Annotated in this window: 11 protein-coding genes; 1 reads left to right on the top strand and 10 read right to left on the bottom strand. The window is 32.3% G+C overall.

Features of this window, described 5'->3' with window-relative positions; genetic code table 11:
- Positions 1 to 81 precede the first annotated feature (81 nt).
- Positions 82 to 2010: a BatA domain-containing protein gene (locus tag ACEN2F_RS07240; RefSeq protein ID WP_441737451.1), complete on the bottom strand. Its 1929-nt coding sequence runs from the start codon at positions 2008 to 2010 to the stop codon at positions 82 to 84.
- A 181-nt stretch (positions 2011 to 2191) separates the two neighbouring features.
- On the opposite strand from ACEN2F_RS07240, the gene ACEN2F_RS07235 reads away from it, so the two are divergent.
- A complete protein-coding gene (locus tag ACEN2F_RS07235) occupies positions 2192 to 3304 on the top strand; it encodes a lactonase family protein (RefSeq protein ID WP_441737449.1) in 1113 nt (370 codons plus the stop codon).
- Between the two features lie 130 nt (positions 3305 to 3434).
- Here the strand turns inward: ACEN2F_RS07235 and ACEN2F_RS07230 are convergent, their stop codons facing one another.
- From ACEN2F_RS07230 to ACEN2F_RS07190, 9 genes are all read right to left on the bottom strand, one after another.
- The gene (locus ACEN2F_RS07230; protein ID WP_441737448.1) at positions 3435 to 4787 is read right to left on the bottom strand and encodes a DEAD/DEAH box helicase; all 1353 of its coding nucleotides are present in this window, start codon (positions 4785 to 4787) and stop codon (positions 3435 to 3437) included.
- An 87-nt stretch (positions 4788 to 4874) separates the two neighbouring features.
- Complete coding sequence (locus tag ACEN2F_RS07225; protein WP_441737446.1) at positions 4875 to 5249, bottom strand: response regulator transcription factor; 375 nt, start codon at positions 5247 to 5249, stop codon at positions 4875 to 4877.
- Positions 5242 to 7431 carry a DUF4838 domain-containing protein gene (locus tag ACEN2F_RS07220; RefSeq protein WP_441737444.1) on the bottom strand — a complete coding sequence of 730 codons (2190 nt, stop codon included), beginning with the start codon at positions 7429 to 7431 and terminating at the stop codon, positions 5242 to 5244. The genes ACEN2F_RS07225 and ACEN2F_RS07220 overlap by 8 nt, the downstream gene beginning before the upstream one ends.
- A 69-nt stretch (positions 7432 to 7500) precedes the next feature.
- On the bottom strand, positions 7501 to 8772 hold the full coding sequence (locus ACEN2F_RS07215) for a YaiO family outer membrane beta-barrel protein (protein WP_441737442.1): 1272 nt from the start codon (positions 8770 to 8772) through the stop codon (positions 7501 to 7503).
- Positions 8769 to 10211: a glycosyltransferase family 2 protein gene (locus ACEN2F_RS07210; RefSeq protein ID WP_441737440.1), complete on the bottom strand. Its 1443-nt coding sequence runs from the start codon at positions 10209 to 10211 to the stop codon at positions 8769 to 8771. Before ACEN2F_RS07210 ends, ACEN2F_RS07215 begins: the two co-directional genes overlap by 4 nt.
- Complete coding sequence (locus ACEN2F_RS07205; RefSeq protein ID WP_441737438.1) at positions 10211 to 11272, bottom strand: HEAT repeat domain-containing protein; 1062 nt, start codon at positions 11270 to 11272, stop codon at positions 10211 to 10213. The genes ACEN2F_RS07210 and ACEN2F_RS07205 overlap by 1 nt, the downstream gene beginning before the upstream one ends.
- A gap of 374 nt (positions 11273 to 11646) precedes the next feature.
- Entirely contained in the window at positions 11647 to 12912 is a 1266-nt protein-coding gene (locus ACEN2F_RS07200; RefSeq protein ID WP_441737436.1) for a YaiO family outer membrane beta-barrel protein, read from the bottom strand.
- Positions 12909 to 15293: a sulfatase-like hydrolase/transferase gene (locus ACEN2F_RS07195; RefSeq protein ID WP_441737435.1), complete on the bottom strand. Its 2385-nt coding sequence runs from the start codon at positions 15291 to 15293 to the stop codon at positions 12909 to 12911. The genes ACEN2F_RS07200 and ACEN2F_RS07195 overlap by 4 nt, the downstream gene beginning before the upstream one ends.
- A gap of 12 nt (positions 15294 to 15305) precedes the next feature.
- On the bottom strand, positions 15306 to 16742 hold the full coding sequence (locus ACEN2F_RS07190) for a glycosyltransferase family 2 protein (RefSeq protein WP_441737433.1): 1437 nt from the start codon (positions 16740 to 16742) through the stop codon (positions 15306 to 15308).

The following is a 16742-nucleotide window of genomic DNA, read 5'->3' as shown; positions in this document are numbered from 1 at the left end:
ATATAGAATTCGTATTACTGTATTAACTTTTGAAAACAGACTAATTTCATATTAATTTTTCAAGTATTTAACCTCCGTTATTTACTTTACGAATCGTATAATTGCCATTTCGCTAATCAGAAATAACAGTGCAAAGATAACAAACCATTTCCAAATTTGATTGTCAGTCCTGTCAGTTTGTAAAGTGTTATATAGCGATGGGATGGATTCGATTGTTTTATAGTCAGAAAAAATATTTTCATTGGCTGGAGCCAAATCACTCTCGGTTCTGTTGTAGTTGAAACTGATGTTTTCAATCCACTCTTTTTTATTGTAAATACTAAAATTCCCCGCTTGTTCCGGATAATCAGTGAAAGTCATTTTGACTTTATTATTCAGAATTTGTTGGATAGGAATAAATTGTTCGTCCAAGCCTTTTACCGTTAAAATAGCGTCTTTGTTTAAGGATGCTTCTGTCAAATGAGGGTTGTTATTCCCGATTGTCAAAGCATTTACACCGTTGTTTTGATTGTTCATCGCCATCTTGTAAAATGTAGGTACAATTAATGGAGATTGCTGAAAATTAGAATTTTCGGTATTGATAGGGGCTGCAAAAACGGCAACTGCTGAAACCGAATTTGCTATCGATGTCAAGAAAACACTTTGGTCTTCATAAGATAAAGCAGCAGGGCTTGAACTTGATAATACAAACGATTTTTTTGTTTTTGGATATTGAAAATTAGTCACTTTATTTTCAAAAACATTATTGAATATAGGATGATTAAAGTTGATTTTAGTAATCAGCTTTTCTCTGTTTTCTAAAGAATTGAATTTCAGGTTTCCAAAATTAGAAATAAAAGAATTCAAATTTGGAATTGAACTTATCGCCGAAGGAATCACAATTAAATTGCCGCCCTTCTCTACAAAAGATTTCAATGTGGTTGACAAAGCTTGCGGGATTTCATCTAATTCATTGAGAACTATTGCATCTTGTCCCTCCAGTTTATTGTAGTCTAATGCGCTTAAAGTATAATTGTTAAAATTGAATTCTTCACGGGTGTAAATGCGGGAAAGGAAGTTGCTTTTTGCAGGTTCTCCAATACTGATAATGTTGGTTTTCTTAGTTTTTGAAATACTAAAATATAACGTGTTATCATAAGTCAACCCATTGTCAACTATCGAAAAATAACCATGAAAATCTTGTTTTGGAATCGTAAAATTGAGGTTTTTTTTCTTTGTTTCTAAAGTTACTATCGTTTTAGCAATAAGCTTATTTTGATTGTATAGAGAAATTGGAATCGGTTTGAAATCATCTCCATAACCGGATATTTGGACGCTAATTTCATAAAAATTGTCCAATGTTTTATTGATGAAAACGCTGTCAATAGAAACATTGTTTTTTTGTTCTGCTTTTGGGATTATAAATAAGGGTAAATTAGTTGCATCACTATTTTTCAGTTGTTTTTTATCAAGACCAACAGCATCGGTAATGATAACGATATCCTTTTTAAAAGCCGATTTATGCGCTTTTATTTTGGCCATTATATTGTCCAATTGGAACGGAGTAGCGCTGTATTTTAGATTTTGCAAAGCACTACGAATTGACTTTATATCGGTGTTCCAATAATTTTCGGAATTGGTGAGCAAAGAAAAATTTACGTTTTCAGGCGTTTCTTCAAGGAGTTCCTGAACGGCTCTTTTTAGCAATTCCCCTTTTTTGCCTTTGGCTTGCATACTAAAAGAATTGTCTAAAATAATATACAATTCATTGTTGGCATTTTTGCTGTCTTTGGATTCAAAAAAAGGCTGCGCAAATGCTAAAACAATGCAAGTTAACAGCAATAAACGACAGGCGAGAAGCAGCCATTTCTTAATTTTAGAGCTTTTTCTGGTTTGAATAGAAAGTGCCTTTAGGAAACGAACATTAGTAAAATATTCTTTTTTGAAACGGCGTAATTGAAATAAATGAACCAAAATTGGAACAATCAACAAGAACAGAAAGTATAAAATTTCGGGATGTTTAAAATGCATTCTAATTTTAGTTTACTTCACTGGATTTTATTTTCAATGAAGTTCAGTGATTTTCGTGATTCAAAAATACAAATTTGTTGACAGTTTTAGATCAAGTTGTTATAATTTTTCAAACGAATAAACAATTGACATTCATTATGAATATAATGTGTATTTTAGCTTTCTAATAAATTTTAAAAACATGAAAAAGCGGTTTGCTGTTGTTCTATTAATTTTCATTTTTACAAGTGTTCAGGCACAAAAAAATAAATTCAATTTACTCATTGGAACCTACACTCAAAGCTGTGATAGCAAAGGAATTTATGTATATGATTTTAATTCGAAGACAGGGGATTTCAGTTTTAAAAATGCGACTGAAAAAGTTATAAATCCAAGTTATTTGGCGGTTTCAAAAGATAATAATTTTGTTTATTCCGTAAATGAGTTTGGTGCTGAAAGTACGGTAAGTTCTTTTAGTTACAATTCGTCAAGCGGAAAATTAGACTTAATCAACAAGCAAAGTTCGAAAGGTGCTGATCCTTGTTACATTATAAACGATGATAAAAATGTAATCGTTGCCAATTATTCCGGTGGTAATATTTCTGTTTTTGGTAAAAATAGTGATGGAAGTCTTACTAAAGCCAAGCAAGTAATCCAGCATTATGGAAAAGGAATTAATAAGCAAAGACAAGAAGGTCCGCACGTACACATGGTTCATTTTTCTCCAGATAAAAAGTTTGTTTTATCCAATGATTTAGGGAATGATAAAGTGTATTCTTATGCCTATAATCCTATTGCTGAACATAATGTTTTAGAATTGAAAGATAGCATTTCAGTGAGGTCTGGAAGTGGACCCAGACATTTGACGTTTAGTAAAAACGGGAAGTTTGTTTATCTTTTACAGGAACTGGATGGCGCGTTAACGGTATTTAGTTACTCAAACGGAACATTGACAAAGATTGATGAAACGACTATTTTAGCAAAAGATTTCAAAGGAACGTTCAGTTCTGCAGATATTCATATTTCGCCTGATGGGAAGTTTTTATATGCTTCTAATCGCGGTGAAGCCAATAACATTACAATTTTTAAAATTTTAAAAAATGGAAAATTACTACTGAAAGGACAAAGCAACACGTTAGGAAAAGGACCTAGAAATTTCGTCATTGATCCAACGGGTAATTTTCTTTTGGTAGCACATCAATATACCAATGATATTGTAATTTTTAAAAGAAATAAAAAGACGGGATCACTTACTGATACCGGTAAAAAGATACCATTATGTTCTCCGGTTTGTTTGGTTTTTACCAAGAATTAAACTTGAAAATTCAAAAAAAAAAGGCTAAAAATGAGAATCATTTTTAGCCTTTTTTTTTTGAATTCAAATCCCAAATAGTCAGCAAAAATACGTGTTTAGAATTTGAACGCTAAGCACTAAATACTGGTCACTATTTATTCTTGTCTTTTCTCTTTTTGTCTCTGGTTTTTACCATGTTTCTATTTACGGAACCATGCGTTTTTTTCTTGGTTACTCCAGGACCCCCTAAATTTACTTTCTTATTCTTTTTGCTTTTCTCTTGAAAAGCACCGTCACCGTCAAGTTTTTGTTTTTTCATCATAAACTTTATCGGCTGTCTGTCTTTTTCAGGTTCGATTAATTTAGAGGATACTTCAACAGTTTCCGGGAAAGGTTCAATTGCTAATTCCATCTTCATTAGCATTTCTATTTCCGATTTAGATTCTTCTTCGCGAGCCGTGATAAGACTTATAGCGGTTCCTGTAGCGTCGGCACGACCAGTTCTACCAATTCGGTGCATATACAATTCGGGCATTTCGGGCATTTCAAAATTGACAACATGAGTAATATTGGAAATATCCAAACCTCTGGCCATAATATCCGTAGTTATCAAGCCGCGTAAATTTCCTTCTTGGAAAGAAGCCATCGTACTCAATCGGTAATTTTGTGATTTATTTGAGTGAATTACGCCAAACTGATCTTCAAAATCTTCCTCAATTCGTTCATGAACCATGTCGGAAATTTTCTTGTTATTTACAAAAACTAAAACACGACTCATGTCTTCGTTATTTTGCAATAAGTATTTCAAAAGATTAATTTTGGTATTGAAATTTGGAACTTTATAACTAATCTGTTTGATGTTTTCCAATGGTGTTCCTGATGCCGAAAGCGTAACTTCTTCTGGGTAATCAAAATAATCATTTAAAATTGCATCTACTTCATCCGTCATTGTTGCTGAAAATAGAATATTTTGACGTTTTTTTGGCATCATAGCCAAAATAGAGGTTAACTGAACTCGGAAACCTAAGTTCAGCATTTCATCAAACTCATCAATAACCAGCTTTTGCATGTCTTCAAAACGAATTACATTATCCAGCGTTAAATCCATGATTCGTCCTGGCGTTCCCACCAGAATGTCGCAACCTTTATAAACAGTTGTTTTTTGGGTATTAATATTGACACCACCAAAAATCCCAATAGTTCGAACTGACATATATTTTGTCAATTTTTCTACTTCTTCTACTACTTGCACTACAAGTTCACGAGTAGGAACCAGAATAACTATTTTAGGGGTGTGTCCCGGAGTAAATTTATATAGTTTTAATAGCGGCAATAGATAAGCAAATGTTTTACCAGTACCTGTTTGAGCGATTCCCATCATATCCCTTCCTGACATAATCACAGAAAAAGTTTTTTCCTGAATAGGAGTAGGAGTTGTAAAACCTAAATCATCTATCGCTTTTTGTACGGATTTAGGAAGATTGAATTGCTCAAAAGTAGTCATTTGCTTAAATTTTTTGCAAAGATAGTCTTTTTGAATGTAATGGTCTAAAAGCGATACTTTTCAAAGCATAGTTTTGTTAATTTAGTATTACGATTTACCCAACAATCGCTTGACCCGAAGCACTAATTCATTTGGATTAAATGGTTTTGCAATGAAATCATCGGCGCCCAGCTTGAACGCTTCACTAACGGAATTTTCTTCTTCACCTAATGACGATAAGACAATAATTGGTTTATCTTTAAAATTATCCTTAACAAAGCTAATAATTTCAAGCCCGGATTTATACGGCAATAGTAAATCAGTTATTACCATGTCAGGATTTATGTTATGTAATTGTTCAATAGCACTCAAACCATCTCTAATTACGCTCAATTGATACCCTTCTTTACTAAGTATAAAAGTAAGGATCTTTATCATTAACTCATCATCTTCAATAATTAGTATTTTTTTATCGCTATTCATCTTGAGATATTTTTTTGTTATAAAGCTCAATCTCATCAATCATTACCATTGGTTTTTTATTTTTTCTTTTTCTCCAAATGGGTAGATCTTCTTGATTCTGTACTATCAATTTTATTTTTTCAAAAGTGCCGAAACTTGGATCTTCAATTTCGATCTCATTTGAATTTACATCATAATCTTCTATTAAATTTACGATTTTTTTTTCAGTAATCAGATTCCATTTTTCATTTTTATAGCCAAATAAAGTCACTTTTTGCGGAATAAAAATCCAATTTCTCTGGTTGTTCAAAAAGCGCATCCGTATGCTATTAAAATCTAAATTATTTGTAATTATTTCTATTTCAGGATTGTTACCATACCAGCCAATCCAATTAATGTTGTAGTCTGTATGCCCTTGAATTCCATCAACAAGTGCTGCACTTCCTTTGCCTGAATATTCTTTGGTTGGTGGCGTCAGGAAATTAATTTCTAATTTTTCTCCAAGATGGGTTGCGGTATTTTTAGTTATTTCAAGCCAATTTTGATAATATTTATCGGGAGATAAACCGTCTTCGCTCAGTTCGTAAATTCCAAATTCATTACACATAGTAGCAAATTTCAAGACTCTTTCGTTGAGTCCGGGTTTTACTTCTTTTTCTCCATTTATATTTACGGTGAACATCCCGTGCTGTTCTTTGCCATAAAACTTGGATTGTTCGAAAAAAACATATTCTAATGCAAGTCGTAATTCTTTTATACGAGAATATAAAACGGGATCTTCATTCACTGACATCGCTGCTTCATCGAGTAATTGATCATACTGATCCATTGCTTTGGGGGTTAAAAAAGTATTTCTAGATGGAATGGGACCGGAATATATATCTAAATTTCGATTTGAATTTTCCTGATTCTGTGTCAATACAGTCAAATATTCTTTAATTGACGGCGCGGCATTACCATAGAAACCTTTTAAAAAATCATTGGTGGTTGCTTCGATGTCAATTTCGGTATTCCATAATAATTTAGCTAAAAGATACTGTCTTAGTTCCGAAAAATCTCCGGGAACATCAGCATAGCCTTGAACAAATAACCCTTTTACATTATTTTTTTTAAAAAACTTGTAATTGTCAGAAAAAGTATGAATGTTAGGAAATGGAGATAAATAGCTTGAAAATTGCACTGTATAATCCCATAGATATAAATTGGAAGCCGTTTCCCCCCATTTTTGCATTATTTTGACAAAGGATTTGTTTGCAGGATCTTTAAGAATTGATTTTCCCCTGTTCAATTCGATAGGGCAAAATAAAGTATAGATGTTAGGTTCAATTTTTAAGTAAAGCGGTGGTTTGTAAGTATGTTGGTACGCCAGGGTTGCTATTTTTGTTTTTGGAAAATATTTTGCAATTTTATTCATGAAAAAATACAAAGAGCCCTGTGGCCCGCCGTATTTTTCATTCAATGATTTGCATTTATCGCACTCACAGTAAACTGCATCATCATTTTGACTGACTGAGATAAATGTTGCTTTTGGATTGTCTGAGATAATTTGGTTCATTTTTTTTATCACATTTTTGACAACGGTTTCGTTAGTCATACAAAGTGATTCAGGTCTTCGTTTGCCTTCGTATAAAGCAAAAAAATCAGGATTGCTTTTAAAAAAATCTTTTGGAGGCAAGAGAGTATGAAAAGAATGTCCCCAAATGCTAAAATCGTCTAAATGCCAATCTAATTTGTGCCAATCTCGGAAATCTTCATCAAATGCATCTGGATAAAAAAGTACTCGGTATTCAAACGAAGGAATATGAATTTGGGTTGTGTTTTTTGGAAAAATGACACTTTTTAATTTGGGAACATATAGATCTTTAGCAGTAAATTTTCTAAACCCCCAATTTTCAAGCAAAGTATATACGGCGTAACGAAGCAGTTTTTCATTTGCTGCAGCCAAAAAAATAGCGGTATCATCACTTTTGATAAGGAAAGTGTTTTTATCCTTTTTATTTTGTGAATTCGTAATGGAAAGATGAATTGTAGGAGTTATTTGTGTGCTAATCTCCGTACTGTTTTGAATGATGAATGGATTTAAAAAGCTTTTGTCTAAATACTTTTTTAATATTTTAGCAGCTGGTTTTGCATTTTCATCCATGTATTGAATCGCATTTTCTGCCCCAGATTTATTCTCAATTATAATGTTAGATTGAGCCATAGTTTTGAAGTTAAAGAGAACCAAAAAAAACAGAAAGCAAATTAAGTTCAGCCTTTTATTAAACATATTTTAGAATTTATATTGCAACATTAATGATAGTTCTACTTCGTTTTGTGTGCGGTTTTGAACGTATTCTTGTTCATTATAAGTGAGTTGAATTCCCATGATATAATGATTGTTGAACATTCTGTAATATCCTGCACCCAAACGGTACGAATCTAGCGCAATTCGTTCTTTGAACTGTCCTAAAGTAGTTCGTTCTTCTGGTGAAGAGCCGTAGCCAGAGGTCAAAGTTACATAATCAAACCGCGTATCAAAATAATACCTCATGGTCAATGTAATTGCGGGATAGTAATCTTGTTGATCTTTTTGAATAAAAGTCCTCAGATTGATCCAGTAGGATGCAATATATTTTCCAAGACCAATAACTACGGTATTAAATTCAGTGCCATCTTGGATTTTTAGATAGCGAAGACCTAAATCACCTTCCCAGCCTTTTTTAAAATTTTGATAAAAAGAATATCCCAGTCTTACTTTTGGGAATACGGCGTCATTGCTGAAAGCGGCACTCACGTACGAATAATTATTTTTGCCGGTAAAAAAATACGATTCGGCTTCATATTGAATTCCATTTGCAATACTTTGCCCGGAGGACAAGCGATCAGCATAATTCACTCGCCCAATCAAAGAACCCCATTGACGCTCCCTTATGTATTGAAAACCCAGTAAATGCCATGGTCCATATTTTTTTCTATCAAAAGTAGTAAAGCTGTAGTTTATGCCTGCTCGATCTGATTTTAGTTTAGATTCCATCTGGAAAACAAGTTGTGTAATGCCATCATCACTGGGGTTTTTAGCTTGTAATATTTTTAAATATTCATATTCTTTTTTTTGGTCTTTTTGCAATTGGAAAACAGTCAGTTTTTTTTGTTCGAAATTTTTATTTTCAGGATATTTTGCAATTGCTTCGTCTATCGAAACTAGGGCATTCGCGTAATTTTTATCCTCTAATTCAAGATTGATCAAATAGTTGAAAGTATCTTCATTGTCGGGATTTTTTTCAATGTAATATTTATAGTAAAACCTAGCGCTATCTTTTTTTTGTAGTAAATCATAGTTTCTACCCAAAAGCAGATAGTAATCTAAATATGCAGGTGCAATTTTTTTTCCCAATAAAGCTCTTTGAATGTTTTTTTCATAATTTTTATTGGTCTGCATATCTTTTATAATGACCGTGAGAAGACTATCAGAATCAATTTTTTGTGCTGATATATTCTGATTGGTTATAAATAATACAAAAATTAAAAAACTGGCGGTATTTAAAATTTTGTTTAGAATCATGATGTTACTTTTTCAGTTGTTGCAAATCCTTTTCGAATCATTACGCCCCATTTTTGTTCTGTTTGTCTAAGAAAGAACCAATAACCCTTTAATGATGCGTAGACATTTAAGGGATGGTAAACGAAGGGCTCTATGATGGCCATAAATATCAAGACCATTAGCTCTTTGTAATTAGCATAGCTCTTGTACAATAAATCGTCTATCAAAATGGATATTAGTGTAATCATTAAATAAAATATATAAACAAATAAACCCACAGTGATAAGATATTCAATATTTACGGAGTGGTTTATAAATCCTATAGTCAGTGCTATAATTCCAAGTAATTCTATAATAGGGACTAAGAATTCGAAAAAAAAGAAAAAGGGTAATATTAAGAATGCCGTTTTACCATATTTTGGGTTCAAAAACATTTTGCGATGTAGGAAAAGCGTTTGAACAAGTCCCCGGGCCCAGCGAGTGCGTTGCCGTAGCAATACTTCTCTTGTTTCAGGCACTTCGGTCCAGCATAATGATTCTGGAATGTATTTAATTAAAAATTGTTGCTTGTTTTCATGCATGTATTTTCGCATACGGGTAATGAGCTCCATATCTTCTCCTAATGACTTATGCCAATAACCGCCTACTTTTATGGCTATTTCTTTGTCAAACATTCCTAATCCGCCAGAAACTAAAAGTAAACCGTTGATTTGGCTCCAAGCCATTCTGCCAAAAAGGAACGAGCGAACATATTCTAATTCCTGAAATCGAGGATACCAGTCTTTAGGGAAATGTACTTTATGCAAAAAACCATCTTTTACCTCGCAAGAATTTGAAATTCTGATTCCGGCACCCGTGGCTATTACCCGAGTTTCATTTTCCATAAATGGTTTGGCTAATTTGAGAATCGTATCTCTCTTAAGAATACAATCCACATCAGTACAGAGAAACAAAGGATATTTAGAGGAATTAATTCCTGCATTAGAACCATCCGCTTTACTTTTTCCATTTTCTTTATCCACAACCATTAGTTTTGAATAAATTGGATTGGTTGATTTATAATGTCCTCGCACGGGTCTGGTAACAATTTTTTCTTGATAATAAAAATCAATTTTTACTAGCTCAAATTCGGTGATCAATTTAGTTAACGTATCATCTGTGCTGCCATCATTGACAATAATGATTTCGTATTTAGGATACGTCAATGACAACAATGATTTTACATTATAAACAATATTAACTCCTTCGTTAAATGCTGGTGCTACTATAGAAACGCCTAGCAAATGATTCGACCTTGTCAGAATATCTTCAGAAATATATTTTTGGTATCTAAGATGTTTTAATATGGCAAAATAGGAAAGAACAGATAAAAAAACATAAAATAAAATATAGGTAAGTGAGAAAAATGAAATGAAAATTTCATAAAAGTGGATAATCTGATATGTGAGACTGTTTATCATTATAAGTATATTTCTCTGACATGTTTTGTCATTTTTGTGGTATCAAAATCTGTGGCTGCAAGAATATTTAGTTCTGTTTTGTCTATTTCGTTTAGGCATTCAACTGCTTTTAGCTTTATTTCTTTATTGGTTTCTGTTCGAATAATATTTTCTAAAAAAGGAACTATGCTGTCATCGCCTATTACTTTTAGTGTATCTAGAATTTCCCATTTAATTTCAGTAGATTCTTTAGCAAAAAGTTGAATCAGATCATTTTTGGCCTCGAGCAAGAATAGTTCCCTGATGGCTGTGATTGCTTCTTTTTTTAAACCGTCATCTTCATGATGCAGTAATGCTGTAATTCCTTTGGCTTGGTTTCTATAATTGTAAAAAACCATTATTTTCAATCCTAATTTTGTAACTGAAATGTTACTTGTTTCAATCCATTGGTCGATATTTTTAGGGATAGGAATTCTTTTTTTATGTAGAATATCCATTATTTTTATCATGTTAAGATGCGATATTCCAGAAGACTGTTCTTTCAAACTTTCCATGTGATTTTCCGATAAGGAAATGTAGGCCATATTGGCATTAGACCGAATTACGATATTAGGATGTTTCAAATATGGTTTTATCAAAGCACTTCCTTTTTTATAATCTAAAGCCTGAAAATGGTGAAAACCTTCACATTTATAAAAACTTCGAAAATCTTGGATTAAGCCTGCAGAATATTTGTCAAGTTGTAATGCTTGGTAAAAAATATTAATTTGTTCTGATGCTTTTCCTTTTAAACTGAGTTTAAACCGAATCATATCATTAATGATCATTTCCTTACACCAAGATTTATAGAGCGGAATAGAAGTTTTGAATAGCGATAATTTAGTTCTGAATGTTTTTTCATTGGGATTTGAAAGAATCATTTCGGTCAAAAAAGTTTCAGCTTTGTTACTTATTGATTCTCTGAGGGGTTTGTTGTGTTCATAGCGTATTCTCTTAAACAAAAGAATAATTATTAATAATATTGTCAAAATCAAAAGAAACGGAATAATGTAATATTTCAGGTAGTATGTTATTAAGTCCATGATTAGTAGTGTTTTATATCATAATAGTACAAACAAAATAAGGCTAAAAAAAATATTTTCGACGTATTGCAATAAAATCCTATCAAACACATAATCCAATATAAGAGGTTTTGTTTTTAACAAAAAAATTATTTTTTTTTGAATCTATTTAGAGCTGTTTTTTGAAGTTTTTACGGGATAAAAATATCTCTCTTTATTAAGTGCAACGATTGATAATCGTTAGAGATGATTTTTGTTTTATTGTAGTCCAATATTATTTTAGTGAATACTTATTTTCTTTTTTCGAAACAAAAATGAATATTTTAAAAATAAAAAATCCTTCTTTTGAGTATTCAAAAGAAGGATTTATAAATTCAAATTTAATTTAATGCTTTTTATTTAAATTTTAGTTCCCATGAAAGCGCTAATGAATAAATCCAAAAGAAATTGCCTTGATCAAATATTATTTCTTGGTGCGAAACTGCAAATTGAGCACCCCAAGCATTTTGCTTATTTGTAGAGGTAAAATAATAGCCTAGATTGATTCTTTGAGATTCTAAGTCTACAAATTTAGTCGCACTTTCATTTATATTAAATTGGTTAATTTCAGGTGAAAAACCTACACTAACGGCTACTCCTAAATAATTATCAGCATCGCTTCGGTATTTTCGGTAGGTGAAAGTACCGGATTTGCTGGTTCCTGTTTCTCCGGGAGTAAAATAAGGACGGAATGATAAATAACTGTTTCCAGTATACCAGCCTAAAGATCCAGTATAAATATTTGTGGTGGTGCTATACTTTAAAGTTCGGAATCCCAGTGAAACTTCAAAACTTTTGGGTAATGATTTAAACAATTCAGCACCGTATTTTACATCAGGAAACAGGAAAGTATTCGCAATACCAACATTAACATAAGCATAAAGTCCTTTTGCAATTTTTGGATATAAATCCACTTCATATTGTACTCCGTTTTCGTTGAATCTCCTATTTAGATTTACTCGGCCTATAATACTTCCATATTTAGTTTGTCGCCTGTACATTAATGCATAATACTGCATAGGATCAAAAACATCAGAATAAAGATCGACTGATGCTGTTAATCCTATGGCATTTTGGCTCAAACTATTGTTTAAAGTTGCCTTATAATCTTTAGCTTTCTGGTCATCAGGATTTTGATCTACTGCTAACTGAAGCGTACTTAGTGCTTCTAATGGATTATTGGTGTTTTCTTGCGCGCTTGCTTTTAAATATAAAAAATCAGAATCATTTGGAAATGTTTTCAAGGCATTATTTGTCATTTCTAATGCGGCATACGGCAGGTCAGCCCACAATTCATTTTTGATCGCTGCAATCCGAGTTGGTTTGTTTTCTTTGTCTTTTTCAAGGATATAATTAAACTCTTTTCGAGCTTTTTTGTAATCACCGTCCCACGAATAGGTTGTTGCCAAAAAAGATCTTATATCATGGTAGTCAGGATACTTTGTTAGGATAAATAGTAGGGTATCCTGCGCTTGTTTCCGTTGTTGGTTAAAGGCTAGAGTACGGGCATTTTCAAAAGAAGCATCTGGATCTCCCTCAAATTTAATTTCTTGCCCAGACATTTGAAAGCTACTTGAAAGTAGGACTAAAAAAGTTAGTTTTATAATTATTTTTGAAATCATTTTTTTATTGATTTTTTAAAATTTGAGTATTCTTTGTTTTTTGGAAATAACACTAAAAGGCTATCAATTAGTTTATTTGAATCTTTATAATTCTGCATTCTATTGTAGGCTTGAGCCAATTTATAACTCAATTCCGCATCATTTATTTGATTACTTAATGCTTGTTTGCCAATCGCTATTGCTTTTTTATTTTGGCCCGACCACCAATATACATCCATCAGGGCTAAATAGGAATCACCATAAAATGGGGTTCTTTTGATTACCTCTAATAATTCTTTTTCTGCATTTTTATAATCACCATCCCACGCTAATGTTCGACCTTTTAGAGTTCTTACGTCGCCATAATTAGGCAGATCGTTCAAAATGTAATTGCATAATAACCGTGCATTTTTCCGTTCTTTTTTGAATGCTAATTCTCTGGACAGAAAGAAAATGTGATCGTGGTCCATCCCTTTTGTTAATTTCTGAATAGTTACAAATTCTTCGGCAGTAAACGTATAAGTTGGTTTTTTGAATATCGAAATAGACTTTGTAATTTTATCTTTTGTGGTCAAATAAGCATTTAATTTTTTAAAGTCTAAAAAAGAATTACTGACAATTTCCGTCATATCGTTGTCTGTTTCGCTCAAGTTGAAATTTTCATCAATTTTAAACAATATTCCTTCAGAATAGAAATAATCTTTATAAATATAATCATTGATACTTCCTTTATATCGCATCAACGGAATGTTGTGAATATTTCTAAATTCTCTCACCGTATCAAGTCCTTGACCTAACCAAGTCGTTTCTTTTAAGGTGTTAAAGTTGTAATTATTGGTTAAAAAGGAGACTAAACTTGGCGTTACATCACTATGTGAAGAGATTGATTTGAATTTTGCTGTTTTCTTTAACATCGGGCTGTATATGTAAAAAGGAACGTGAAAACGGGATAAATTATCCTTTTGTGGAACTGGAATTAGTCGGTGATCACCTGTAATTATAAAAATGGTGTTCGCATAATCAGGTCTTTTGGCATACGCTTCCATAAAATTTTGAATGGATTTATCCGTGTACAGCAAACACGCAAATATATCTTTATAGTCTTTTAGCTTCTTTTTTTCGAAATTGGATTTGGATTTTAAAACACGTTCTACTTTTTCTAAGTACGATTTTTTAGAAGGAAAGTCAAAAGGTTCGTGATTGGTTAGAGTCATTATAATATCTAATCGGGGTTGCTTTTCATCTTTTAGCTCTGATAATATTTTACGGTATATTTCTGAATCAGGATAACCCCAAGAAAATCCTCCTGCATTTTCTTTCGTTTTAATGTAGCCAGGACCAAATTTATTGATGTCGATAATTTTATCGATACCATTGTATTCGAGAAAATTACTTTTTCTGTCAAAACTGGATTCATCACCACAAAAATAATTAGCGGTATAACCATTTAATTTTAGCACACTAATTAGTGAATTGTGTTTAGGTAACGGATTCAGTTCCATGAAACCATTTTCTCCAAAGGGTAATGATCCTATTAAAGAGGGAAGTGCTCCAAATGTTCGACCCGCATTACTGACAAAATTTTCCCAGTAAAGCGATTTAGAGGTCAAGGAATCTAAATAAGGTGTAAAACCATTATAGTCGCCATCATCTGTAAAGTCACTGCCAAGACCTTCAACAATTATAAAAACTATATTAGGTTTCTTTTTATCAATATGAAAAAATGGAGCAAGAACATCACTAGTGTTAACAGCAGATTTTTCTAATGGATATTCTTTTTTGTAAACGGTGTTATCCTTAGATGCCAAAGTTTTATCGTTTTCGGAACGTATGATGTCACTCAACAAAAAATTTAATTTGTTTTGACTAGCAGATGTACCGCTACCGGCCAAAACAAAATGTAAGCCTCCAAAAAAGAGTACAACCAGAAGCAAAACTTTTGGGTTGATTTTAGATCCAAAAAAATGGAATAACCAATTTAGTCCAAGATAACCCAACGGCAAAATTATAAAAGGTAAAACTAACAGGAATGAAAAGGATACAGATGCTGTCACAGTAGTGTACATATCACGCGATGAATACCCTAAAATATCTGCTCCAAGATTGATATGAGTCGTCATGCTATATGCAATCAATCCAAGTTGTATGATTGCTATACTTGAGAATAATACTTTGATGCTCCGGATTCCTAAAGAGATTTTTATATGTCTTAATGCTAAATACAACGGGAAAAATAATAATCCTATGAGTATTCCTGTAAAAAAATCATTCAAAACTTTATAAATGAATGATAAAATTTCGAAATTTTTGAATAGTTCAATTAAACTCAACAGACAAAAAATAAGAATTAAAGAGATTGTTGCATAAATATACTCTAAATTGTTTTTATACGTAAATTTCATGTTTATTTATCTTTAATTGGATTCCTTATACATTCCTTTTCGCTTCATTTCGCCCCATTTTTTATTTTTGTTAAAATAATAATCAATATTTCCTTGAATCGCCGCAAATAAAATAAAAGGATGATTTACAAATGGTTCCAAGAACACAATAAGCAATAATTTAATGCCTGTTCCTTTCTTTTTATACTGATGGTACGTTAATTCTTCCGTAATTAAGGATATTAAAGAAAAGAAAACAGTAAATAAATAGGCTAAAATAATAAAGGCCAAGGAATAATCCCAACGAACGAGATTAAAGACGGTCAGAATTCCAAAATAGAGCAAACCGGCAACCTCGATTACCGGAGCCAACCTTTCAAAAAAGAACCAATACGGATAACTAAGTATTCCTAATGCTCTATATTTTGGATTAAACCCTACTTTTCGATGTCTTCTTAGGGTTTCAATTGTTCCTCTCGTCCAGCGATTTCGTTGTGAAATAAATGTTTTATAATTATCAGGAGCCTCAGTCCAGCATAGCGGATCTGGGATGTAAGCAACTTTGTATTTTTTTTTCTTTTCCTCCATGTAGGCTCTCATTCGAACTACAAGCTCCATGTCTTCTCCTACTGTACGCGTGTCGTAACCACCAACTCTGATTGCGATTTTCTTGTCAAAGAGACCAAAAGCTCCTGAAATAACCAATAAACCATTGAGCCTGCTCCAGGCCATTCTTCCTAATAAAAAAGCGCGAATGTATTCTAGAATTTGTCCTTGCTCCAGTAATTTTTTTGGAAAATTAACATCCTGTAATTTACCATCTTTGACAACGCAGGAATTTGAAATTCTGATGACACCACCAGCAGCAATTACTCTTCTATCTGTAGTTTCAAGAAACGGTTTAATCATTTTTTGAAGGGAATCTTCTAATAACAAACAATCAACATCTATGCAGGCAACGTATTTACTGTTGCTAATATTGAGTCCCATATTCAAAGCGTCAGATTTTCCGCCGTTTTCTTTATCAACAATAATTAATTTTTCAAAGGCAGGATTTGTTGATTTGTAAATTCCTTTTCTGAGCGGTTTTGTTTGGATTTGTTCATTGATTAGCAACGCCACGGGAACTAGATCATATACCTGGATTAGTTTCTCTAAACTGTCATCTTGACTGCCGTCATTTACTACAATCACATCATAATTAACATAGTGATTGGACAATAAGGAACGCACATTCTCTACGATATTTAAACTTTCATTGTGGGCAGGAGCTATAATCGAAATGGAAGGAGCTATATTTGAAGATAATATTTCTTTGTAATTTACAAAACTATTTTTTCGTTTGTATTCTATTGTTTCTATGGCAGATATGAACGCAAGTAACAAATAAGATACAATTGCAGTGATGCTGTAAATAAAAAATAGATAATGAATTATTTCAATTATAATCTGTTCTGTATTGTTTCCCAT

Origin of the sequence: Flavobacterium sp. W20_MBD1_R3, from assembly GCF_052119725.1 — a bacterium.
GTDB lineage: Bacteria > Bacteroidota > Bacteroidia > Flavobacteriales > Flavobacteriaceae > Flavobacterium.
Note: the sequence above shows the minus strand (reverse complement) of the source record. Positions and strands in the feature narration are given on the sequence as shown.

Bases quoted from the DNA above. Each gene is read 5' to 3' on its own strand.
- ACEN2F_RS07240 (WP_441737451.1), bottom strand. From the start codon at position 2,010: ATGCATTTTAAACATCCCGAAATTTTATACTTTCTGTTCTTGTTGATT.
- ACEN2F_RS07205 (WP_441737438.1), bottom strand. From the start codon at position 11,272: ATGGACTTAATAACATACTACCTGAAATATTACATTATTCCGTTTCTT.
- ACEN2F_RS07225 (WP_441737446.1), bottom strand. From the start codon at position 5,249: ATGAATAGCGATAAAAAAATACTAATTATTGAAGATGATGAGTTAATG.
- ACEN2F_RS07235 (WP_441737449.1), top strand. From the start codon at position 2,192: ATGAAAAAGCGGTTTGCTGTTGTTCTATTAATTTTCATTTTTACAAGT.
- ACEN2F_RS07230 (WP_441737448.1), bottom strand. From the start codon at position 4,787: ATGACTACTTTTGAGCAATTCAATCTTCCTAAATCCGTACAAAAAGCG.
- ACEN2F_RS07210 (WP_441737440.1), bottom strand. From the start codon at position 10,211: ATGATAAACAGTCTCACATATCAGATTATCCACTTTTATGAAATTTTC.
- ACEN2F_RS07200 (WP_441737436.1), bottom strand. From the start codon at position 12,912: ATGATTTCAAAAATAATTATAAAACTAACTTTTTTAGTCCTACTTTCA.
- ACEN2F_RS07195 (WP_441737435.1), bottom strand. From the start codon at position 15,293: ATGAAATTTACGTATAAAAACAATTTAGAGTATATTTATGCAACAATC.
- ACEN2F_RS07220 (WP_441737444.1), bottom strand. From the start codon at position 7,431: ATGGCTCAATCTAACATTATAATTGAGAATAAATCTGGGGCAGAAAAT.
- ACEN2F_RS07215 (WP_441737442.1), bottom strand. From the start codon at position 8,772: ATGATTCTAAACAAAATTTTAAATACCGCCAGTTTTTTAATTTTTGTA.
- ACEN2F_RS07190 (WP_441737433.1), bottom strand. From the start codon at position 16,742: ATGGGAAACAATACAGAACAGATTATAATTGAAATAATTCATTATCTA.